Genomic DNA, 23,939 nt, shown 5'->3' with positions numbered 1-23,939 from the left:
CGCATCCGAAAAAGGATGCGTGATTTTTTAATTCATTGGCGGGACTTTAAGATGATGATGCTCTTGGTTACTTAATTCCTCGGCATTTATTTTATATTGTCCTACCGCCAAACAATGTGCTTTCTTTAGACCTCTTAGATCTTCAAGTGAGACTGCGCCAATACGATTAGCAATCACTTTTAATTCGCTGTCAGCTGGTGCAAAGTAAATCTTTGTAGCGGCATTATCCAAAATCGCAAGTTCTTCTTTATCGAAGTTGCTGAACGATTGTGTGGCGAACCAAGCCGACCAACCGAACTTCCGACCTTCTCTTAAGATTTTCTCAGATGGAGAACCTTTACGGAAAGATAGGTTCTGCGCCTCATCCAAGATGACCGGCATCGGTCGGCTTTCTGAACCAGATAAAGAATAATACCATAAATCCCAAAGAATAAACTCTGCTAGTAATTTTTTGATCTCATCTTGGTCATATCCCTCAAGTTGGATGACCGTCACTCCGTTGTTGTTGTCAAAAATCTTACTCCAATCGTTGTCCGATTCATAATCAAATGGATCCATATCGACCATTTGGGTGAGGCGGCTGATTACAGATTGGACTGTAGATTTTGAGGAAGTCTCGAGACTTTCTAACTCTTCGATGAGCAATTCCATTCGCATTTCTTCCCCATACTTCTCAATCCCGTTTTTTGTCGCCATATAAATGGCGTTTTTTTGTTGATCTCCCAAACCTCTGTAGACGGATGCGAATACGGCTGCCACTCTTGTGGCGACGGAAGTAATCTTTTCAGGTTCTTTCCGTCCGCTAATTTCTTTTTCCCGTCTCTTGAATGGATTCAATGGGAATGACTCGTGGTAGACGATGCGTTCCGTCAGTTTTGACCCCATACGATTTATAAATGTTTCATCGAGTTGCCCTAAAGTATAACTGTTTGAGTAGTCGATGACCAAAGCGGATTGATTCTGTTCAACCAATTGCAAGAGTAGGGACTGGACGAAGTACGTTTTTCCTTGACCGGATCGACCACCAATCAACAGATGTCTGTTTGACAAGCGCGAATGTCCATACTCCCAATAGTAGTTTTTATTAAACTCGCTACCTAATAACAATCTGATAGCATTAAAGCTATTTCCTGTAGGTGTGACAGGATTGATTGATGGAATCACTGGTTGAGGTTCTGCTGTTTTTTTGTCGTTATCTGTTGAAACTTTCACAGCGACTTTTGCTCTATCTGTTTCGTCACTAACTTCTTTCGCGATTCGAAGTCTAGGCGTATGAGAAGAGGTCGCTTCATTTTTGATAGTAGACGTACTGCCTTTTTCTTTTTGTTTTGCATTAAGCGAGTCTAATGATTCTGTTAACACTTCATATCCATATTGTTCAGGTAATTCGAGAATAACGACCCCTTGGTTTCTCGAATGGCGAACAGAGTCCGAAGACTTCTTGAATGAAACGAGAACGCCATTTCCGAATTTCGCACGTTTCTCGTCGACAATTTCAAAATCATCGTTCATCAATCGGTCAATCAATGAAGCATCTAACCGATAGTCTTTGCTTGGCCAGATATCATTTTCCTGCATTTTTTGTGCGTTGTTGATAAAGAGTCTCGCAAAATAGTTGCGTAGGAATTTCGCATCAAACGTCATTAAGTCGAGCAAATGATCGTTTAAGCGAGCCTTCAGCTCTGAGATTTGTGAGATACCTTTTGTGATGACCGAGTTATCGTTCAATCCGATTTTAACTTCGACCGGGAAGAAGTGCACTTTCAAATCTGATTGATTGATTTCAAGACCAATCATCAATAAATCATCGCTACAGTTGCCTCTCCGTCCGATAGTCTTACCTGAAAATAATCCAGCTCGCTTACTCAATTTCACATTACCGGTTACTCGAACAACTTCCTCCATAGAGATTGGCACCCAGATTGTATTGTCTTCATTGAACAGTAACAGCGTTTCTTTAATCGCTGAAACAATGCTCATCTTCTCGCGCTTGTCGTACCCTCTCCCTTGAACAGCACGAAGTAACCATTCACCATTAAACGTATTGAAGGCTCGAATTGTTTCCTCGATTTGATTTTGAGTAGAGGTGACGCCTTGAGAACTGATGAATTCTTGGATGACATTGAAATATTGATCCGATTTGTCAGTAACAGTGATTGCGTCATATCCGTTCGTAGACGAGTACTGATCACTATAATGAATGATAATCAAATTGTCGGAAGACGACTTGAAGAAATCAAGCCCGACCGGCGGATCGATGAAGGTTACCCAATGAGAAGAACCGTAGATTTTTTCAAGCGCACCTTTATCAGCTACATCAATATGCATCGTCAACGAAACATTTTTCATGTATGAACTATGTCCGCCATCTTTCATGTTTGCTGTCAGTTCATTGTAATGATAGCCGAATCGTGTCATGAGACTTCGAGTAACGTCAGCTCCTGCAGTACCAAAGCCAACACGGTACCCGGTTTCATTGCTTTGGACTGAAGAAACGGTAGTAAACAGCCCGTCTAAATTCATGCTGCTGGCCAACTCACTCATTGGTTGACTAACGACCCGAGATTCGTTCCCCATCTTATAGAATGAGATATGGGCATAATGTACAGGGGCATCAAAATTTAACTTGCGATACAGGATAGACTGCTGGAGTAGATGCAATACTTCGTCTGGCTCAAATTCATGAATAGACAAATCAATCCCGAATTCGTCTTTGAATTGTTCGCCCGTTTCGATATCGTTCAATTTATCAAACGCACTCAAACCAGAAGCGTCTGGAATGTACAATGATACTTCTAATGACTTGACCGCATCCAGGGTCCCTTTAGAAGCAATTTGTTGTTTGAACCATGAAATAATTCCTTTTAAAATTTCGTCGTCGTTTGTTACGTTGATGACATTCACACAGAGTGGAGCGGAGTTCTGAATCGAGAATAAATAATCATAATGTTCAGTGAAGTGATTCATTTTATCTTCGACCACTTTTGCTAAATAAGAATTGGTTTCACCTACACTTACACGTTCTCGCAATGTGTATTCATGCCACTCTGGCAAAGGAGATTGATCTGTCGGTTTAAGAAGCATTTCATGCATATTAAATGCATATGGCACGGTGTAGCTTGCTTTCAATTTCTTTAAGATGTTCGAATCAATGTCTTCAGACCCTAAAGCTTCGTTCACTTGCCATTGGTATGCGATGTTCAGAGGAGAAAATGGCGTCAATAACAAGCCGTCGATTGTCTCGATTTGTCCTAAACGATATAAGTTTCGTTGTTGAATGGTCATCAGTGCCTGAGAAGGGATGTTCTCAATTTCAGTCAAATACTCGTTCACAAATGTATAAGCCGCAGCTTGTACCTCGGCATCATAGTACAACAATGAAGGAATTGTGCCTTTGTTTTTGACCGTATTTAAAAATCCGTTATAACTTTGCTCAACAGAAGTAGGAATATCTAGATGGATGTTTTCAAAAGAATCATCAGATAATTGTTTTCCATACCGTACGTGATTATCCAACCACTCCTGCTCCATTTTGAAATAGTTTCTGTCAACGGAACGCGTTGAATAGGTACGTTGACCGTTATGGATTGTTTTAAAGTCTGAATCAATCAAAAATGATGTTTCGTCTTTTCGTTTTCTCGTCCAAATGCTAAGTCCGTCTAAGGGCGTGGTTTTTAACATATCATCTTTAATAGAAAGAGGAATTTCGACGTCATTTAACATGATCGAGAATCGAATGCGTGACTCTCCTTCGTCTAAAACATTAAGCGGGAGATTGATTACATCATGTTGATCAACCTCTAACGCCTCAGGGGAGTCAATGGTGACTTCAAGGCTATCCCCCGTACCATCGCCAAGTTCTATCACATTGTGACCATCTAGAATCAAGCGGATAGCTTGCTGACTTTTAGATGTTGTATCAACCAAGTATCTTGTTTGATACGGTGTTAAAAATTCAGGTGTCAATGGTACTACAGCGATATTGAATAAATACGTGGTAGATGACTGACCTTCATGTTTATACCGGACTTTTGAAAAAGTGACTTGATTTGAATCGACTTCCACTGAAGTGATGAGTGAATAACCTGAACTTGTCGTATTCTTCGCACTCTTGTTGTCTAAAAATTGTTTTGATGTATAGCGGTCAAATGGGAGATGAATCTGAATATCATTAGCATTTTCTGGAGCAAAGAGGATAATATGCCAAGTACGCTGACCGGATTTTGTTTCAGATTGCGGCCGTCTCCAAAAATAATGCCCTGAAACTAATGAGCCGCTCACTTTAGCTGTCATTTTTTCCGAAACAAATTGAATGTCTCGATTCGATTTTGCTTTTTCCTCCCACTTTTTCAAGACATCATAATCCGTTTGTTGCCACGTATCTTCTTTTAATTTAGAGGCCCCATTATCAAATCGTTCTTCTAATTTTTCGCGCGAGTTACCTAATGTGAAATATCGCTCGACATCTTCGAACAGTTCATGGTTCTCTGATAAACGATTTTCGATTTGTTTATTAACTTTTTTCCAAGTAGAAGAACCGTATTTTTGTTCATCTCGTTCTCGGATGAGTGAAGATAGCTCTCCATCTTGAAAATATTGTAACGATGTATAATCTTCCATCGCTAAAGCGTCTTTATGAAGAAGGCCTAAAATATCAATGAAATCTAAGAATGAGCCATTCGTAATTTGTTTTTGATGATTGTGACGCTTTAAATAGTCTGAAACAATCATCTGTTCAGGTTTTGATAATTGACTGCTGGCCAATTGGTTATCTAAATGTTGAATGATTTTACTGATATGCAATGGACGTCCTTCAGAAGTTAAGTCGATACTACCTCCACGAATGGAGTCATTTAAATTATCAGTCAAGACTAAGAGAGAAGTATTCGCCCATTGACCAATCTGTTCACTCATCTCATTTCTTAACGTGACAAGGAAATCAATATCTGTATCGAAAGAGCTTGCCACGACTAATTTTCCAGATGAGAAGTTTAACGAAGTCGTGACGTAGTCCTCGTTCCCGAATGGGTGTTTGTACGTAAATATGTTTGCGACGTTTAATGCTGATAACGCGTCATACATCTCTTTGACATCTTGTTTCGACGGGAGATAGACGTAGTAACGATCCGTTCTTTTTTGCTTAATTTCGTTATCGAAGAAATTGAGCAATTGTTGCGTGATGAACTTATAAAATTGATTTGACATACTGTGCATCCCCACTATCGCTTTTCTTTTCAAGGTAATTCAATTTGTCCAGTAACCCGACAATTTCTTCTTTTGAATGGTGATCGAAGAATAATCCTCTTGCTTCAAGTTCGTGCCAAAGTTTGTTCAATTCAATCTTTTCTTGTTTGATTGAGCAAGCTACTAATGCCAAAAGTTGTTCCTGATTGATGGCGAGTAATGAACCTAATGATCCGCCATGCTTCTTATAAAACTTCAAAACAAAGGCCTCAAGAGCTGCCGGATATCGAGATTTTAGCTCTTTATTCAATCCAACCGAGACGGATTCAGCCAAGTCTCTGAATGCCTCGTCCAACGTTTTTGCGGAAGTGTATTTTGGTGTTTCGATTGCCTTGTATTTCGTATAAAAATTGTTCATCCAATCATAAAGTGATTGAACATAAGTATTTAAAGCTTCCTCGCCGTTTGACACCAATATTTCATTGAGGTGATGATAATATAGATTTTTTTTCGTTTGAAAAGCAGGTGTCTGACAAACGATATTTAATGCATGTTCATGTTTATAAAAGTCCTTTGCCTGTTCTTTTAACAATTTGTACCCATTCGTGTAACTGGTTCTCCAACGTGCCCCTTTTTCCCACTCCATCAAAAAGAAGAGCGGTATCATTTGTTCATGATCAAATTTAGTGAAGCGATTCGTTTGAAGAACTGTTTGAGAAATCATGATAAATGTATAGTGTACTAACAAGTGATTTAAGTTATCTAAAAAGAATTTTGGATTTTTAGATAGGTGAATCAAATCTTGTTTGAACTGTTCCTGTATATTCGGAAACAGACAAGAGTATGGACTTGTGAACGAACTTTCCTTTGAAAACTGGGTACTACGGAAAATTTGAGTCAATAAATCATTGTTGTCGTCATCAGAGAAGAGTGGTGAAAGTTCATCTTCGTTTCCTTCAATGAGGGTCCCATATACGTAGTTAATAAAATCAATCTGTCCGTTTCTTTCTTTTTTCTCACTTAACGTCAAAAGTGGTAATTGTGAAAGCCTTGAAACATCTGTTTCCTCAACTTTGCGTTGCTGACTCTGTAAAAAATGTTTGAACCATTCATTTGTTTCAGGTGAGTCGAACTTGCCGATAGACATAATCTGATTCATGTCCGTGCTGTTTTCTTCAGGAATAATAGGCTCATTGGAGAGTAGTCTTGCAAGTCCTCCGGTTATTGGCCAAAACCCGTTTTCAAACTTTGAGCGCTCAGGTTCACGAGTAGGTAAAGGTAAAACATACGTATCTTTACGTCGAGCATATCGATAACCTTTATTCTGAACTAAGAATGATTCAAGTCGTGACCAGTCTAGTGAATAGTCATTTAAATGTTGAACGTTAGTCATATTACTGTTTCACCTTCCTTACTTCAAACTTAGATTTGCTAAATTTCGGCTTAGTCAGTTCAACCATCGATCCATCATGTGTCGATACCAATAGAATCGATTTTGATTTATCAGTATATCGAATGAGTTCATCATAAAAATCGATAAATTGAACCGCGTCGCGCAAATCATTTCGGTTTGGACGATATCCGTCTTGTATTTTTACTAACAGACTATAGAGTTTATAGTCGAGATCGAATAAAATTTCTTTTCCGCCTACTTCAAAACCGATTCGAATAAATGGGCTAAAACGATAAAAATCTGAGTCTTTGTTTTCTGCACTTGCGAATAGACGTTCGTCTACAATCTCCTCAGCCTGAAACGGGTAGGCGACTCTATAATCATTATTCGCACCGTCGATATATAAATAATTTTCTCGTGGAGACCCGCGCCATAAGTAAATGACTTCTCGAATCAATTCAAATAATGATTCGATACTCTCTCCGTCACCGAGATAGTACGCCTTTAAATATTTCAAGAAATCTAGATAAGTGCGATCGGTTTCTTGTGGGTTCAATAGTGAATAACTTCGAATGAGGAACGACCCGAGTGCATTCATAGTATCTGTATTCTCCGGTGCATGATGAATGAATCGATAGATTTCTGCCATGTCACCTAAAGCATTTTTAGCAATATCTTGAGGCTGCTGTGCCAATACATATTTTGTAATCAATTGATCGAAGAAGTCGGTGCGGAACGAAACTGGATCAATTCGATGTAAAGCATTCAATATGATTGAACGATCCGGGTGACCAAAAATAAGGTTTGGGAGAGCTGCGTTCGGTTTATCTGGTTCAAGGCTTAAGTTTGATGGTGCAAGAATATCAAAAATGAAATTATAGAATGCTCGCGTTGAGATAATTAACTTTTCTTTCACCATTGTTTGGATGACGACATTTTCAACCGATTCTCTGACAGCCAAATTCGATAGAAAATCGTAATTGTCATGAATAATAGATTGGATGCCATTATTGACGTCTTCACAGTAAGCATCATAGAACGGATTGTCGTTCGACGTTAAGACCACTTTTTCTAAAATCTTCGAGAAGAACAAAGACTCGGCACCGTTTGTTCCTAAGCTATAAGTTTGGAAGCCGGCTATATTTAATAAGTGGAGTGACTTATTTGAATAGACAATGTGTTCTCCGTTTCCGAAAATGTCCGAGTCATCAATGAAGTTTCTGAGTGATTCGTATCGGTTTTCAGACGCTGCAAAGTTATAGAAGTTATGAAGAACTCCTAGGTTGATAGCAATCAGCAAATGTTTAGTTTCAGAATCCTGTTTATAAAAAGAAGATAGTACACTATCTAATGTTTCGATTGAGTTTTTTGATGGATCAAATGACTCGGTCGAATCGTTATGAATCCTGAAATCTTTGACCAAATGAGAATGTTTTTCTTTGATGTAAGCCAGTAAGTGACTCTTCCCATCTCCGACACTACCACTTAGCAAAATTAGTTGTGGTGTGGATTCATTGTCAATCGCCTCTAATGTTTCAATGAGAGAGTATTGAATCGGGCGATCGATATGCATATACTCCCGAAACTCCCCAAAGCTATCTGCATTGACGACCGATTCTTTCGAAGAAGATTGCAGCATACGAAGTTTATCTAGCAATTTGCTAGTTGTAGCGTCTCCATTAATATCTATAGAACTAACAATATCCTCGGTGACTGTATCTTTTTGGGCCAGGAGATTTTCGGTAGTGAATGAATCGTTCACGTTATCCTCTACAGTTGTGTCTTCAGGGATTGTTTCTTTGATTTCTTGAGTAGGTGGTTCTGAGAATGTAATGGGCTTTACTCTATGCTCTTCAGAGTCATCCAGTATTTCTTCTTTTGTGAAGACATCGCTGTCATAAAGTCCGGATGAATTCTCCGTCTCGTTGAGATATACTTCGCCTAAAGAGATCAATTTTTCAAAAGCTTCTAGAGTCTCAATTTTTAAAAGGTTGCGCTTTGTATATAAATCACTTAACTCTATGTAACGGTGAGCCCATTTTAACTCTTTCATCGATGCGTTTAGTTCGACCTTTAGTTTTTGCCAACCAAACTTGATGACGTGACGATCAAAGTATCGTTCAGATAGAGCTGGGCGCTTAGTGTTCTCTGCAAGCATATACATACGTTTTAAAGTTAAAGATTGGAAAATGCCGTCTAAGTAAACCATAGCTTCTGTAGGTGAATCAATCATCCACTTGTTGAATTCCTCATAAGTAAACTTTGTATCTTCCTCAGGAACTAGGTTCGTAACTAAAAAAGACCAGATTTTTTGGGTGTTCATTGTTAATCCCTTTCCTGTATAAAAATGATATTTTACAAACATTGTAACAAAATATAGAATCATAATCATCGATTCTGAGTGATTCCTTTGTAACCTTGTTAAATAATTTATATAGGGCGAAACGTAGGATGATTTATATCCTTTATTTATGTAAAATAAAGGATGAGGATTTGAAAAGGGGAGATTGCATGATCTATAACAAGTTGGTAAGGGATAAAATTCCTACAATCATTGAGCAGTCTGGGAAAATAGCAATACATAAAAAACTATCTAATGCTGAACATATGAAATTCGCAGCTCATAAACTTCATGAAGAAATCAAAGAGTACGAGGAAACAAACATCGATGAAGAATCACTCGAAGAACTTGCCGACGTACTGGAACTTGTCTATACGCTCGGGAAGATGCACGGTGCGAGTTTTGAAGAATTAAATCGCATTCGTGAGGAGAAGCGCGAGAAGCGGGGCGGTTTCGAAAAAGGTATCTTCTTGGAAGAGGTCCTTGATCATGAGTGAGTTACGTCTGCACACCAGTCATTTACGAATTCCATTACAGAATCAAATCAACGCGGCGACTGAAATTTATATGGTCGTCGCGTTTGCACAAGTATCAGGTGTTCAAGAGATTGCGTCTTCACTTAAAAAGGCGGTCATGCGCGGTGCCCAAGTCCGGATTTTGATTGGGGATTACCTCTATTTGACGAACCCGGTTGCGCTCGAGATGCTCATGGAAATCGATGGGGTTGAGTTGCGACTTTATCGTTCGAATGGTCAATCGTTCCATCCGAAAGCCTATTTGTGCCGGACTGAAGAGAGCGGAACATTCTTTGTCGGCTCGTCGAACTTGTCGCACAGCGCCTTGAACCGTGGCGTCGAATGGAACGTCGAGATTCCGGCAAGCATCTCAGAGGACGTGTTCGAACAATCGGTCGATGCGTTCCACGAGCTGTTTTATAGTGAGTATGCTCAAATCATGAATCCAATCTCGTTACAGCCTTATCGCGAAGAATACGAAGCGAGACAAGAGCGGATGAATGAGATGGGCAAAGTAGCTGAGATGACTCCTGTCTACATCGAGGACGACACGATCACGCCGAACACCGTCCAAGATGCCGCCTTAAAGGCGTTACGTGAAACGATGGAAGAGGGAAGACGGAAAGCGATGCTTGTGCTCGCTACCGGTTTAGGGAAGACATATTTAAGTGCCTTCTTCGCCCGACAGTTCAAACGGGTACTCTTCATTGCCCATCAAAAAGAAATTCTGCTTCAAGCTGAGGCTTCTTATAAGAAAGTCTCGACTGAATGGAAAACGGGCTTATTGCTAGGTGGTGACTCGAGAGATGAGCAGTCAGCCGACGTGTTATTCGCTTCGATTCAAACGTTAGCCTCGAAACATCGGATGCAACAGTTCGCGCCTGATCAGTTCGATTTGATTGTCGTCGATGAATTCCATCACTCGGCCGCACCGTCTTATCGTCGTGTCCTCGATTACTTCGAGCCGAAATTCTTGCTCGGACTGACGGCGACGCCGGACCGACTGGATGGGGGAGACGTTTACGCTCTCTGTGATGACAATGTCGCCTATCAAATGCACTTTACTGAAGCAATTGAAGAATCTTACTTGACTCCTTTTCATTACGTCGGAATTTATGACGAAATCGACTATTCGCAAATCCGATTGATTAACGGCCGCCGTTATGATCAGGATGAGCTATTGGCAGAACAGTTAAAGGAAAGTGTCGCTCAAAAAATCTTCGAATCCTGGCAGATGCATCACCAGACACGTGCGCTCGGATTCTGTTCTTCGGTCGCTCAAGCCGAATATTTAGCTGACTACTTCCGTCTCCAAGGCGTTCAAGCCGTCGCCTTACATAGCCAGACTGAATATGACCGAGAGGATGTCATCAAACAATTGAAGCAAGGACATCTTGATATCATCTTCGCGGTGAACTTGTTCAATGAAGGCGTAGACATTCCTGAAATCGATACGTTGTTGTTTTGCCGTCCGACCGAATCGTTGACGGTCTTCACGCAACAGATTGGTCGAGGACTCCGTTTGTTGAGCGGGAAGACGCACTGCACCATCATCGACTTGATCGGAAACTACAAGAACATCGATAAGAAGTTGGCGCTCTTGACGACAAAGCGACAACCGATTGTCAAAGCACTCCCTACAGAAGTCGATTTACCGGACGGATGCACAATCGAATTTGATTTGCATGCCGTTGATTTGTTGAAGCGGATGGTGACTCGAGCTTCGACTCGTCAACAACAGTTAGAACGGAACTATTTCATGGTGAAAGAGGAACTTGGAAGACGACCGAGTTATATGGAGTTGATTCAACGAGGCGAGTACTCGATGGACGCCTATCGCTCTCTATGGAAGAAAGACGGGGGCTACGTCGGATTCTTGAATCGAATTAGTGAGTTGGGAGAGGAAGAAAGTCATCTGTCCGAAGGTGCTAAATCATTGTTAGTCGAAGTTGAATACACCGACATGACGAAGAGTTATAAGATGATTGTGCTATCGCTCATGTTGAACCGCGGGCTAGAAGGATGGCTCGGACCACTTTCAGCGAGCGAGGCAGCTCGGCCATTTTATGACTTCATCAATGCAATCCCGTACCGTCAACAGATCGATGGGAAGACAAAAGACTTCCAATCACCGTTCCATCAGCAAAGAATCGAAAAGTTACTGTTACGGATGCCATTTGATAAAATAGCTAAAGGACCGTTTTTTGTGTCTGAGGAAGCATTACATATCAAGCAAAACGAAGCGTATGCTCATCCTTTGGTGTATGAATGGGTCAGTCAAATCGTTGAAGTTCGACTGCATCACTACTTCAGTCGGAAAGCTTCAGAGTGAGGATGGCATGATTATGGAAGATCGACTTAAGCAATTAATTCAGTACATAGATGAGTTCGATAGGCAGGGACCTTACAAAATGAACGTACTGAAGATAATGTTAGAGCGAGGTTATGAGGATTGGCATGCTCCAATATCGATAACTGAACTCGCAAGACCTTATTATGATTTGGTTAGCAAACAACACAGTACTTATCTTCTCAAGAATATAAGTAAGGACTTTACAACTCCTTTTTCACAAGCAAAAGTGGAAAGACATTTAAGAACACTCCCATTAAAGTGTCTATCGACTACTTCTACTAGAATAAGCAATATTTCTCCACCCTTTGAATTAGTTGATAATATGTTTTATGTGAGGGAAGAATATCGTATTGATGGCAAAGCGGCTCTTGATAGAATTATTAACGTAGTAGAACAAAAGTTTGAAGAGTATTTAGAAGTATATAGTGAAAGGTGAGGGATAACTTGAAACGCGCACTACTTCGCAAAATCCAATTCGCCCTCCAGCACTACGGTGGGACGGCGTCATTGAAAGAAATCTACGACTATATCGAAAAGTCGTATTATCAACTCGAGCTCGATCGCTACAAAGATTGGAAAGCTCACGTCAACAAACAGATTCGCGCCCATTCGAGCGATTCGGCTAGCTTCGCGGGGAAGGATGACTTATTTTATGCCACGGGAAATAAAGGCATCTGGGGCTTGCGCCAACCGAATACCTAACCGAAAGCGGAACCATTTCAGTTGGTTCCGCTTTCAATGTTTACAATACGTCACACCCCCTTGTCACAGAATGTTCAATCCTGTAAACTTCGAAACAGTGTGAAAAAAATGTATAAGGGGTTACTTCATGGAAATCGTTCAGCAATTATCGCAAATGCAATTACTCAACCAATTCTGGTTACTTGTGGCCTTCATCATCCCGATGGTCATTTTATCGCGGATGGTCGTGGCCGGTTCACGGTTCTCACCAATCCTCGTCATCGTCATCTTTGGCCTCGGTCTCGGCTTCGCTATGGTCGAGATGGGCATCGCGACTCCGGGTCTTCCTGAGTTCCCGCTCGTCGACTTCCTGTCGCGGACGACGATCATCGCGCTCGTCGTATCGTTCTTCGTCGGTGGGCAAGAGCTTCGTAAGATCTTAAGCAAGCAAGAGCTCGAGATGAAAGACATCGTCGTCCCATCTAAAGAAGAGATGTTCCTCGGAACAGGGCGCACACAGTTCATCTTCATCGTTCGTTCGTTCTTCTTGCTCGTCGGACTTGAAGGGTTCTTCCGCATGATGATCCAACCGGGAGCGGCAGAGGGCATCACGCTCTACTATCCGATCCTCGCGTTGATCGGTCTCGCGGCATCGTTCCTCTTGATCGACCATAAGGCACAGATCGACGACAAGCACGTTTATATGAAGAAGGGCTTGATCGAGACGGCGTTACTGCTCGTCATCTTGTTCATCTCGTACGCAATCGCCATGGCCGTTCAACCGGTCATCGCCTTGCCGCAAATCTTCTTTGCGATGCTTTTGTCATCAGCACTCGGTGCCATCTTCCAAAACTGGACGTACGGACCGACCGTCCGCGCGCTCTTGTTCGCCGGTATCCCGGTCGTGTTGGCGGCCAACTTCATGGTCGGTGGTTCGCGGATCGGTGACGCCTTCGCCATTGAAGGCATGAACTCGATTCTCGTCTACGGTTTCTTCGGTCAGTTGTTCTGGATGTTCGGTGGAATCGCGCTCCTCATGTGGTTCGCACGCACAGGGCACATCCGTAACCTCGCACCAGGTATGGCCGGTTCGCTGTCGCACAGTGGTCTCACAGGTGCATGTACGGCCGGTGACTTCGGTCAAGTGGCGGCAAAACGTGCGCCGATCATGATCAACATCCCGTTCTTCGGTCACATCTTCGTGTTCTCGATCTTGGCAGTCAGTGCCGACAACGGGGCGCTTTGGATCTGGCCGACGGCGATCATCGTCTTGGTCGGTCTCGTCTTGACGGCACTCGCGCTTAAAAACTTGCGCGGTGCGAACGGCGAGGACTTCAAAGAAGTGAAGGCGCTCATGCAGTTCTCGTTCGGTTGGCAGATGATGGCCGTCTTCGGCGGTCTCGTTATCTTGAGCTTCAGCACGATCGCATTCGACTACACGACGATGGCGCAATCGTCAGCCATCTCACACTTTGGCCTCTTCGCAGCGGTCCAAGGTGGCATGTTCGGGACGGAAGCATCGCTTCTCATCCCGCTCATCTTCTCGATGCCGTTCCTCGTGCATCCGATCGTGTTCTTCATGTTCGGGAAAGCACTCGACAACAACGGCGAGATGCCGCGCGTACCAGTTTACGCGATGGCGCTCATCGGTGTCGTCGGCGTATCGTTCGCCATTCTCGGTATATAATAAACTGCCGCTTCTACAAATGCGTAGAAGCGGTTTTTGTATGCCTGCTAGTCGGATAAGGGTTGCCAATGGTAGGGATCATGCTAAAGAGCGTACAGAAAAACGGCCGACACGAGGTCGACCGTCTGCTGATTAGTTGACTTCCGTCACATGGAGCACCGGTTTCGCCGTCACGTAGTTGGCTACGTTTTGGGCGAAGGCGATCAAGTCCGGGTTTTGGTTGTGTTTTTCGATTGCCGCTTGGTCGGCCCAGTTCTCGATCATGACGAACCGGTTCTCTGACGTCGTCGACTGATAGAGCTCATAGCTCAAGCAGCCTGCTTCTTGTTTCGACGAGTCGATGAGTTTGTTAATATCGGCTAGAAAGCTTTCGAATTCTGTTTCTTTCACATCAAAAATGGCGTTGACTAAGATCATGTTGAATTCCTCCGATTACTTGAAGTTTGTGATCGTTTCTGCGTCGAGACGGACCGATTGGTAGCCTGCTTCTGCCGCTTTACCGACCGAGAGAATCATGACCGGTACGTAGCGGTCTTTGTCCATTCCGAATGCTTCTGCGAGCTGGTCTTTCTCAAACCCACCGATCGGGTTCGTGTCGTAACCGTGGGCACGGGCGACGAGCATGAACTGCATCGCAGCGAGACTTGAGTCGATTTTGACGATGTCGTTCATCTCTTGTTTCGACAAGTTTTTGTAGTAAGGAATGATAGCGTCGAGTTGTTGGTCGCGTACTTCTTGTGGCATCTTGCCTTCAGCTACGGCTTGATCGTAGATTGTTTCGCCGAGCTCGTAGCATTCCATGTCACCGAAGATGAGCACCATTGCGGCCGATGTATCGTTTTGACGGACGTTGAAGCGGATGAGCGGTTTGAGCGTCTCTTTTGCTTCCGGGCTCTCGACGACGACAAAGCGCCATGGTTGCATGTTGACTGACGACGGTGCCGTCGTCGCTTCTTGGATCATCTCGAGCATTTCGAGTTGTGGAATTTTGACCGTTTCGTCATAGACGCGAATTGATTTTCTGTCGAGCATTACGTCCGTTAATGTGTTGTTTTCAAATGTAGTTGCCATGGGTAATCTCCTCTTTCTCTCTTTAAATGTTGTTTAATTTTTGTAGCAGGGTGGATAGCTGTTGCATCTCCGACTCCGATAATACTTTGGCGATCAAATGGTTCGTCTGATCATGGTTTTGTTCACAGTGCTGTAACTCGCGTGCCGCTGTCTCCGTCAAGCGGACGAACACTTCGCGGTTGTTCGCGACGTTCCGTTCACGTTGGACATGGCCTTTCTCCTCGAGGATCTTCAAGTGACGGGTGATCGCCGCATTGTCGATCTTCATCTCTTGTTGGATCTCGCTTTGCGAGCAGACGCCTTTGTCGTTGACGATCATGAGCATCTCGTAGCGGGTCAGGCTGAAGCCTGTCTCGCGCTCGAACGATGTCGCGACGCGCTGGTCGGCGAGTTTGATTTGATAAAGTAATCGACTCATGTCTCGTAGTTCCATTGCGTCCCACCTTTCATGTTTGACTCATCAATCATTGACAAGTCAAATGTTAGCAAGTCTATTTGATTCTGTAAAGCAAGACGACTCGAAAAAAGACACTACCAGATTAGTCGGCAGTGTCTCGCTCGATTTTTGTCCCATCAAATCGGTATTCGCTGATGAACGTCGTCTTGTCAAAGCCGTATAAGCGGTCGTGGCGGTTCAAGTCGTCGATCGTTTGGAGTGAATTGAACGACGGATTGCCGGCTTGGGGCGTTCGTGATACGTTCAAATAGCGCTCGGTGAAGTCGTCATCCTCGTTCGGAGTCCCGTCGAACGAGAAATGGATCGACTCCACGTCGTCCTCGAGCAGACGGATGATGTCGAGCACGCGCTGTTTCTGTTCATTGGTGTCGTTCCATGCTTCGTGCAGCATGACGGAAGCGCCTAAAAACGTCTCTGGATTCAGTTCGAAGATAGACGTCGGTTTCTTTGTATTTACGTCGCGCATTCGCACCGCGTCTTCCGGTACGTTCGCCCGGACCGTCTCTTCACGTGACAAGACGTTCGCGGTGACGAGTCGGTCGTGTAGCGTCGTCTCGGCTTCTTTTACCCAGTAGGCAGGCATGACATCGTCCTGGATCGTGCCGTTCCCATACGTCCGCGCGGAATACGTCCCGCGAAGCGGTGTCGTCTCCAGTTTGAACGTCGCCTTGTATCCAGTCAGTTTCCAGTCCTGTGATACGTCGACATCGACACGCTCCCCGTACGTGTCATAGATGTAGTCTGTATAGCGCTCCGTCGCTTCGCTTCTCCCGTACATCGATCCGGCGACGAGCAAGCCGACTGCGCCAATTAACAACCTTTTCTTCATTTTCTGTTCACCTCTACTACAATGTACCCGAAAAGACCGAATCCCGTCTCGGTCCAAAGTCGTATTCTATTTATTCCCAATTCCCTGTAAACTGAAAGTGCCCTCTAAGAACTATTGCTTTTACGTGTACTAATACATATAATACACTTATACCACGTTTATAAGAGAGGGTGTGACCCATGTTATATAAGATCGATATGAAAAGTGCAGAACCTTTATATGAACAAATCGTCAATCAGACGAAAGCGCTCGTCATCCGCGGCATCTTACGACCAGGCGACAAAGTCATGTCGGTCCGTGAGCTCGCGACGGACCTCGTCATCAATCCAAACACCGTCAGCAAGGCGTACCAAGAACTCGAGCGGCTCGGACTTCTCGAGATGCATCGCGGGCGCGGGACGTTCGTCTCCATGGACTGGATTGATCAGGACGCGTCACGAGCGCCGGTCGTCGCAGCCATCCAAAAGCTCGCTATCGATTGCCATTACGCGAACGTGTCGCTTAAAGAAGCGATGACGCTATTTGAGACAGAGTATAAGAAAGTAGGGGAGAACCATGCTGACAGTACAGCAACTGAGTAAGAAAATCGACCGCCAGACCGTGCTCGATGCGATTGACTTCTCGGTCAGACCAGGGGAGATTATCGCCCTCGTCGGTCGTAACGGGGCCGGCAAGACGACACTCCTCCGGACGATGGTCGGCATCATCCGACCGGACGCCGGGGACGTCCGCTACGGACCGTCAAGCATTTTTGAGAAAGCTGAATTGAAGCGGGACGTCATTTTCGTTCCGGATTCAGCCGACGCGCTCAAACATTACACCGTCAACGAGGCGATGGATTTATACGCCTCGATCTATCCGTCGTTCGACCGGGCCGCGTTCACTGAGACGCTCACGCGCTACAACATTGGTAATAAAAAGATCCGCCAACTGTCAAAAGGGCAAAAGGCGATGGTGACGCTGTCGCTCGCCTTCGCCGTCAAAGCGAGCTATTACCTGCTCGATGAGCCGACTGATGGACTCGATGTCGTCGCCAAGTCCGACGTCTTGAAATTGATGATCGCCCAAGTCGAGGCGCGCAACTGCTCGATTATCGTCTCGAGCCACCAGCTGCACGAGCTCGAACGGATCGCCGACCGCATCATCATGATTGAGAAGGGACGGGTCAAAGCGATCATGTCGCTCGAAGAGGCGCGCGAGTCGAGCGTCAAGCTGCAAGTCGTCTTCAACGACCAAGTACCGGTCGAACTGCTCGAACGAAAAGATATTGAAATCATCAACGTGACGGGACGCGTCGTCTTGTTCATGGCGAAAGAACGGACACAAGAGCTCGACGCGTTCGTCGACGCCCACGACCCGATGCTCGTCGAAGAGATTCCGATGTCGCTCGAAGACATCTTCCGTGTCCAATTAGGAGGTGAGGCAAGTGTCATTTAACGTGTTGTTGAAAAAAGATTGGAAACAAGTGTCGTTGTTATGGATTTTGCTTGTCTTCCTTGGGATTGTCGCGTACACGCTCCCGGTGTGGACACAGATGCAGTCGTTCGATGAACAAGTTCAGGACATTCAAATGAATCCGGACGAGTATGCCGAGTGGTTTAATGGTGATGCGTCGAACGCATCAGTTGAAGAGTTGTTCAACCCGCAATCTAGTTACTGGATTGGCGATTTACAGACACTCATCCCGTATGGTGGAGTCATCTTTCTCTATATCATCTTCGGCTTCTTGATGGCGTCTGTCTTGATTGGCAGTGAACGCAACAGCCAAATGTCTGACTTTGCGATGTCCCTCCCGTTCAACCGGAACCAGTTGTACATATCGAAATGGTTGATTGGGACGAGCGGCATCGTCGTCTCGACACTCCTTGGTGGGCCGCTCATGCTTTGGATGATCCATGCGTCACGCTATTCGTTCTTAATTGAAGGACATTCGTTGAAAGTCGCAGCGCTCGTTGGTTTTATGCTATTGACCGGAATTGCTGTTTTCTCGTTGGCGTTATGGATGGGTTCGTTTGGTGGGGAGGCAATCTCGCAAGTGCTCTGGTCGGTCGTCGCACTATTGTTCCCTGTCGGCATCTTATTGCTGATTCAAGGATCGGTCATATCGTTCACTCAAAATACAGAGGGCGTATATAGTGTATTCGAACGTGCGATTGAAAGTGTGTTCTTGCGCGTGATTTCACCGCTTGCGAATGTAATTAACGTCGACACGTATAACCTATATACAGACAACAGCGTGTGGCAAGAGTTCCTAGCCGTTGCTCCATTAAGCGTACTTGCTTTTATTGTCCTATCGTTTGGACTCGGACTCCTTACATTCAACCGGGCCCCGCAAGAGAACAACGGCCGCTTCTTCATGTTCTCGAACTGGCTCTGGTTCGTTCATCTGATGATGGTACTTTGTTTCGCTATGCTTGGTGGGATTATCTTAGCGAATATCGCGTATTCGACGAACAGCATCCTTTACGTCGTCGGCTTCTTAATTGGCGGCTTCCTCGCCCACTTGCTCGCCAAACGTTTGCTCTATCGCTTCAACCTGCAACTCAAATCTTAAGGAGGACGTATCATGAAACGGTTCGGTCTGGTGCTCGTCGCATTACTGTTTGTACTTTCAGGGTGTAGTGATCCCTCGAAGCGGCCCCCGAGTGCCTTTCAATACGAGGGCACATACGTCGGCGATATCAACGCTGTCGTCGGCATCGCCAAGACGTTGCCGATGCACGACTGTTATAAGTCGATTGAGCTGCAGACGAAAAAACGTCCCTATGGCTTGACCGTCCGTTATCATGATCCGGAGATTGAGCGCATCGAGCAGGAGCAACTCGCCATCCGTAACGCGGCGACGTATTTCACGCTCGTACAAAATACGGAGATCGTCCGTTTCGCGTTCCCGAACCGGACATACGCGTTCTCTCGTCCCGAGATGGAGGCGTGGCTCGGGATCGACTTCTCGACGATCGAGAAAGAAGAAGAGTTGATTGCCCGCTTGGATGAAAAAATTGGGAATGAAGAGCAAACTGAAGCGTACTTCAGACGCGTCTAAAGTGTATGGATTTTTGAATCCATGCACTTTTTTTCGATATTTTCTGAAAATTATCGGGTAAAGGGTAGATGAAAGCGTTTTCTTAGCATTATAATGGAGTTAACTGAATGGCTATTCATTCTAAGGAGGAGAATCAATGGAAAAACCGTGGTTACAAGATTATCCAGCTGACATGCCTGAAACAATCGACTACGAGGTGAAACCACTCTATGAGGCACTCAGCCGCGCCGCTAAAGATTTCCCGGACCGGACCGCCGTCTCGTTCATCGGCAAGGATTTGACGTTTGCCCAAATCGATGATGCGGCCCACCGTTTGGCGACGATGTTGCAGTCGAAAGGGTTGCAAAAAGGGGACCGGGTCAGCCTGATGCTCCCGAACTGCCCACAGTACGTCATCTCGTTCTACGCCGTTCTGTATGCCGGTGGGACCGTCGTCCAGACGAATCCGCTCTATACCGAGCACGAGCTTGAAAACTTGATTACCGATTCCGGCGCGAAGATCGTCATCACGCTCGATCTCCTCTATCCGAAGTCGCTCCGCGTGAAGGAGAAGACGGACGTTCAAACGATCATCACGACGAGTATCGCCGACTACCTGCCATTCCCGAAAAACAAGCTGTACCCGATCAAAGTGAAACGCGAGAACAATATCGTCATCGATACGACGGGTTCGGTCGCGTTCAAGGACTTCAAAAACTTTGGACCGGTCAAGCCGATCGAGATCGACCCGAAACAAGACGTCGCTGTGCTCCAATACACGGGCGGGACGACCGGGCTGCCGAAAGGGGTCATGCTGACACATTTCAACTTGACGGCGAACGTCGACCAAATTTCGAACTTCTTCTATAAATATAACCGCGGTGATGAGAAGCGCGTCTTGAGCGTCGTCCCGTTCTTCCACGTCTACGGCATGACATGCTGCCTCAACTTCGGGGTGGCGAACGGGTATGAACTCATTCTCGTGCCACGCTTTGACGTCACCGACGTCTTGAAGACGATCAACAAGAAGAAACCACACTTCTTCCCAGGAGCCCCGACGATGTATGTCGGCATCTTGAACGACCCGAAACTGAAAAAGTATGACTTGTCGTCGATCGAGGCATGTATCTCAGGATCGGCACCACTCCCGGTCGAAGTGCAAGAACAGTTCGAAGACGTGACGGGCGGGCGCATCGTCGAAGGATACGGGTTGTCCGAGACGTCACCGGTGACGCACGCTAACTTCTTGTGGGATAAACGCATCGTCGGCTCGATTGGGGTGCCGTTATCCGATACTTCTGCTAAAATTGTAAAGGCAGACGGCGAGACATTGGCCGAAGTCGGTGAGATCGGCGAAGTGTTCCTGAATGGACCGCAAGTCATGAAAGGCTACTGGCAAAAACCAGAAGAGACGGCGGCCGTCTTGAAAGATGGATGGCTCGCGACCGGTGACCTCGGCTATATGGGCGAGGACGGGTTCTTCTATATCGTTGACCGGAAGAAAGACATGATCATCGCCGGCGGCTTCAACGTCTACCCGCGTGAGATCGAAGAAGTGCTGTACGAACATCCGGCCGTCAAGGAAGCGGTCTGTATCGGTGTCCCGGACCCTTACCGCGGTGAGACGGTCAAAGCGTTCATCGTCACGCGGGACGGGGTGAATGTGACCGAAGACGAGCTCGACAAGCATTGCCGTGAGAAGCTCGCGGCGTATAAAGTACCAAAGCTGTATGAATTCCGTGACGAGTTGCCGAAGACGTTCGTTGGTAAGATCCTGCGCCGCGTCCTCGTCGACGAAGAGAAGGCGAAACAAGTGAAACAAAGCAGTTGACACCTCTCTTTGACATGATAGAATAATAAATGAATGAACCATCATTCATTTTTCTGCAGCAATAAGGAGCATGGGTGTCTATGAAAAAGAATGTATCAAAAAGTGACCGCATTATCGATGCGGCAGTGAAAGTGATCGCGGACCATGGTTATCACGGTGCAAAGGTGACAGCCATCGCCAAAGAAGCTGGTGTCGCGGACGGAACGATTTATTTGTACTTCAAAAACAAGGAGCATCTGTTGATCGAGCTGTTCCAGACGAAGATGGGCCTGTTCATCGACTACTCGAAGCAACAGATCGAGCAGGAGACGACGGCAGGCGACAAGCTGTACCAGTTGATTGAGTCGCATCTCAAGCAGCTGTCGGTCGATTACGACCTCGCCGTCGTGACGCAAATCGAGCTCAGACAGTCGAACTTGGCGCTCCGCCAAAAGATCAGTGAAGTGTTGAAGCCGTATTTGAACTTGATCGATGCGGTCGTCAAGCACGGCATCGAGACCGGGGAGTTTGACCAGGACCTCGACTACCGGCTGGCGCGACAAATGATTTTCGGCACGATCGATGAAGTGGTCACGAGTTGGATGGCGAGCGGCTTCAAGTACGACTTGATGTCGACGTTACCGAAAGTACACCATATGTTGAAAAAAGGGCTTGCTTAACCGTAAGCCCTCTCGCTAGCTCAAAAAATGAATGGAGATTCATGAATGATGGTGCGAACAACTTAAAGGGGGAACTACGATGAATATTTTTGTGTTGCTAAAACGTACGTTCGATACAGAAGAAGCGATCCAACTTGAGAACGGGGAGATTCAAGAAGACGGTGCCGAATTCATCATCAACCCATATGACGAGTATGCGGTCGAGGAAGCGATCCGCAAGCGTGACGATCTCGGGGGAGAAGTCACGGTCGTGACGGTCGGACCGGACGACGCGGACAAAGAACTACGGACAGCGCTCGCGATGGGTGTGGACAGAGCGGTCCGCATCTCGATCGAGGATGACGTCGAGGACGCGGATCACGTGACGATTTCGAAAGTGCTCGCCGCATATTTGAAAGACCAAGCACCAGACCTCATCTTCGCCGGTAACGTCGCCATCGACGGCGGTAGCGGACAAGTGGCGCCACGCGTCGCCGAGCTGCTCGACATGAACTACGTGACGACGATCACGAAGCTCGACATCAACGGCACGACGGCGACGGTCACGCGTGACGTCGAGGGGGACACAGAAGTGATCGAAGTCAACCTGCCGCTCCTCGTGACGGCGCAACAAGGCTTGAACGAACCGCGCTATCCGAGCCTTCCAGGTATCATGAAAGCGAAGAAGAAGCCGCTCGAAGAACTCGAGCTCTCAGACATCGACCTCGACGAAGACGAGATCGGCGCGAAGATCGAGACGATCAAACGGTTCTTGCCGGAAGAGAAGAAAGCGGGACGTATTCTTGAAGGGGACACGTCGGCACAAGTGAGCGAGCTCGTTCAATTACTTCGCACGGAAGCCAAAGTCATTTAAGGGGGACATCACATATGAAAGCTTTAGTACTCGCAGAAGCGCGCGAAGGCGCGTTACGGAACGTATCATTTGAAGCGATCGCCGCGGCGAAGCAACTGACGGACGACGTGACGGCGGTCGTCATTGGGGATAACGTCAAAGCACTCGCGACTGAACTCGGGGAGCACGGCGCAGCGCGCGTCCTCGTCATCGAAGACGAGCGACTCAAACATTACACGCCGGACGGTTACGGCCAAGTACTCCGCCAAATCATCGACCAAGAAAGACCGGATATGATCGTCCTCGGTCACACCGCACTCGGAAAAGACATCGCACCGAAACTCGCGGCCCGTCTTGACGCCGGCCTCATCAGTGACGTCGTCTCGATCGAAGGCTCGGGACGAGACGCCGAATTCGTCCGTCCGATCTACTCGGGTAAAGCGTTCGAGAAAGTGAAATTCAAAGATTCGGTCATGTTCTTCACGATCCGTCCGAACAACATCGACGCACTTCCGCGTCAAGCGGGGGCGAGCGTGTCGGTCGAGACGCCGGCCGTCGAATTGAAAGATCTCGCCATGATCGTCAAAGAAGTCGTCCGTAAGGCGACCGGAAAAGTCGATCTCGCGGAAGCAAAAGTCATCGTCGCCGGAGGACGCGGCGTCAAGAGCGAGGACGGTTTTAAACCGCTCGAAGAGCTCGCTGAACTGCTCGGCGGCGCGGTCGGTGCTTCACGTGGAGCGTGTGACGCGGACTACTGCGACTACGCACTCCAAATCGGTCAGACGGGTAAAGTCGTCACGCCGGACCTTTATATCGCCTGCGGGATCTCCGGGGCAATCCAACACTTGGCCGGGATGAGCAACGCCAAAGTCATCGTCGCCATCAACAAAGACCCGGAAGCGAGCATCTTCAGCGTAGCCGACTACGGCATCGTCGGCGACTTGTTCGACGTCGTGCCGCTCTTGACTGAAGAGTTCCGAAAACACCTCGTCAATAGCTGATGGGCATAACGTTTGGGGAAAGTTACCCTCCGTGGTATACTCTGAACATGAAATGCAAGAGAGTTCTTAATTGAACTGTCTCA

At 46.2% G+C, this 23,939-nt stretch carries 20 protein-coding genes; 13 read left to right on the top strand and 7 right to left on the bottom strand.

The genetic code is table 11. The annotated features are described in order from the left end of the window. Positions 1-27: 27 nt before the first annotated feature. From dptH to dptF, 3 genes are read right to left on the bottom strand one after another with little or no spacing between them, the layout of a single operon-like run. Entirely contained in the window at positions 28-5,205 is a 5,178-nt protein-coding gene (dptH, locus tag KNP77_RS09005; protein WP_214890216.1) for a DNA phosphorothioation-dependent restriction protein DptH, read from the bottom strand. Beyond that, entirely contained in the window at positions 5,186-6,577 is a 1,392-nt protein-coding gene (gene dptG, locus KNP77_RS09000) for a DNA phosphorothioation-dependent restriction protein DptG (protein WP_070327758.1), read from the bottom strand. Before dptG ends, dptH begins: the two co-directional genes overlap by 20 nt. Before the next feature lies 1 nt (position 6,578). Then, a complete protein-coding gene (gene dptF / locus KNP77_RS08995) occupies positions 6,579-8,969 on the bottom strand; it encodes a DNA phosphorothioation-dependent restriction protein DptF (protein ID WP_214890213.1) in 2,391 nt (796 codons plus the stop codon). Between the two features lie 119 nt (positions 8,970-9,088). Here dptF and KNP77_RS08990 point away from each other — a divergent pair, with 119 nt between their 5' ends. From KNP77_RS08990 to KNP77_RS08970, 5 genes are all read left to right on the top strand, one after another. Then, positions 9,089-9,415 (top strand): nucleoside triphosphate pyrophosphohydrolase, encoded by a 327-nt coding sequence (locus KNP77_RS08990; RefSeq protein ID WP_131469287.1) that lies wholly within the window; start codon positions 9,089-9,091, stop codon positions 9,413-9,415. Beyond that, a complete protein-coding gene (locus KNP77_RS08985; protein ID WP_214890210.1) occupies positions 9,408-11,765 on the top strand; it encodes a DEAD/DEAH box helicase family protein in 2,358 nt (785 codons plus the stop codon). Before KNP77_RS08990 ends, KNP77_RS08985 begins: the two co-directional genes overlap by 8 nt. A 13-nt stretch (positions 11,766-11,778) precedes the next feature. Next, positions 11,779-12,222 (top strand): hypothetical protein, encoded by a 444-nt coding sequence (locus KNP77_RS08980; protein ID WP_214890207.1) that lies wholly within the window; start codon positions 11,779-11,781, stop codon positions 12,220-12,222. An 8-nt stretch (positions 12,223-12,230) separates the two neighbouring features. Then, positions 12,231-12,488, top strand: coding sequence for a hypothetical protein (locus tag KNP77_RS08975; RefSeq protein ID WP_131465531.1), 258 nt, complete (start codon positions 12,231-12,233; stop codon positions 12,486-12,488). 127 nt (positions 12,489-12,615) lie between these two features. After that, positions 12,616-14,154, top strand: a complete 1,539-nt coding sequence (locus KNP77_RS08970; RefSeq protein WP_131489916.1) for a hypothetical protein — start codon at positions 12,616-12,618, stop codon at positions 14,152-14,154. 132 nt (positions 14,155-14,286) lie between these two features. Here the strand turns inward: KNP77_RS08970 and KNP77_RS08965 are convergent, their stop codons facing one another. The 4 genes from KNP77_RS08965 to KNP77_RS08950 form a co-directional block, all read right to left on the bottom strand. Continuing rightward, complete coding sequence (locus KNP77_RS08965; RefSeq protein ID WP_131465525.1) at positions 14,287-14,571, bottom strand: putative quinol monooxygenase; 285 nt, start codon at positions 14,569-14,571, stop codon at positions 14,287-14,289. 15 nt (positions 14,572-14,586) lie between these two features. Continuing rightward, complete coding sequence (locus KNP77_RS08960) at positions 14,587-15,225, bottom strand: nitroreductase family protein (RefSeq protein ID WP_214890203.1); 639 nt, start codon at positions 15,223-15,225, stop codon at positions 14,587-14,589. Between the two features lie 22 nt (positions 15,226-15,247). Continuing rightward, positions 15,248-15,658 carry a MarR family winged helix-turn-helix transcriptional regulator gene (locus KNP77_RS08955; RefSeq protein ID WP_131441008.1) on the bottom strand — a complete coding sequence of 137 codons (411 nt, stop codon included), beginning with the start codon at positions 15,656-15,658 and terminating at the stop codon, positions 15,248-15,250. A 106-nt stretch (positions 15,659-15,764) separates the two neighbouring features. After that, positions 15,765-16,511 (bottom strand): hypothetical protein, encoded by a 747-nt coding sequence (locus KNP77_RS08950; RefSeq protein WP_214890200.1) that lies wholly within the window; start codon positions 16,509-16,511, stop codon positions 15,765-15,767. Between the two features lie 197 nt (positions 16,512-16,708). On the opposite strand from KNP77_RS08950, the gene KNP77_RS08945 reads away from it, so the two are divergent. From KNP77_RS08945 to KNP77_RS08910, 8 genes are all read left to right on the top strand, one after another. Next, positions 16,709-17,092, top strand: coding sequence for a GntR family transcriptional regulator (locus tag KNP77_RS08945; RefSeq protein ID WP_251139008.1), 384 nt, complete (start codon positions 16,709-16,711; stop codon positions 17,090-17,092). Then, positions 17,067-17,948, top strand: coding sequence for an ABC transporter ATP-binding protein (locus tag KNP77_RS08940; RefSeq protein ID WP_214890197.1), 882 nt, complete (start codon positions 17,067-17,069; stop codon positions 17,946-17,948). The genes KNP77_RS08945 and KNP77_RS08940 overlap by 26 nt, the downstream gene beginning before the upstream one ends. Further along, on the top strand, positions 17,938-19,065 hold the full coding sequence (locus KNP77_RS08935) for an ABC transporter permease subunit (RefSeq protein WP_131443468.1): 1,128 nt from the start codon (positions 17,938-17,940) through the stop codon (positions 19,063-19,065). The genes KNP77_RS08940 and KNP77_RS08935 overlap by 11 nt, the downstream gene beginning before the upstream one ends. Positions 19,066-19,077: 12 nt before the next feature. Then, positions 19,078-19,554 (top strand): DUF4825 domain-containing protein, encoded by a 477-nt coding sequence (locus tag KNP77_RS08930; RefSeq protein WP_071399337.1) that lies wholly within the window; start codon positions 19,078-19,080, stop codon positions 19,552-19,554. A gap of 136 nt (positions 19,555-19,690) precedes the next feature. Beyond that, positions 19,691-21,364, top strand: coding sequence for an AMP-binding protein (locus KNP77_RS08925; RefSeq protein WP_214890194.1), 1,674 nt, complete (start codon positions 19,691-19,693; stop codon positions 21,362-21,364). Between the two features lie 80 nt (positions 21,365-21,444). Continuing rightward, entirely contained in the window at positions 21,445-22,023 is a 579-nt protein-coding gene (locus tag KNP77_RS08920; RefSeq protein ID WP_070327744.1) for a fatty acid metabolism transcriptional regulator FadR, read from the top strand. A gap of 79 nt (positions 22,024-22,102) precedes the next feature. After that, on the top strand, positions 22,103-22,876 hold the full coding sequence (locus tag KNP77_RS08915; RefSeq protein ID WP_214890190.1) for an electron transfer flavoprotein subunit beta/FixA family protein: 774 nt from the start codon (positions 22,103-22,105) through the stop codon (positions 22,874-22,876). A 14-nt stretch (positions 22,877-22,890) separates the two neighbouring features. Then, entirely contained in the window at positions 22,891-23,856 is a 966-nt protein-coding gene (locus KNP77_RS08910; RefSeq protein ID WP_214890187.1) for an electron transfer flavoprotein subunit alpha/FixB family protein, read from the top strand. Positions 23,857-23,939: the final 83 nt, after the last annotated feature.

Origin of the sequence: Exiguobacterium sp. s142, assembly GCF_018618455.1 — a bacterium.
GTDB lineage: Bacteria > Bacillota > Bacilli > Exiguobacteriales > Exiguobacteriaceae > Exiguobacterium > Exiguobacterium aurantiacum_A.
This window is presented reverse-complemented; position numbering and strand designations above follow the sequence as displayed.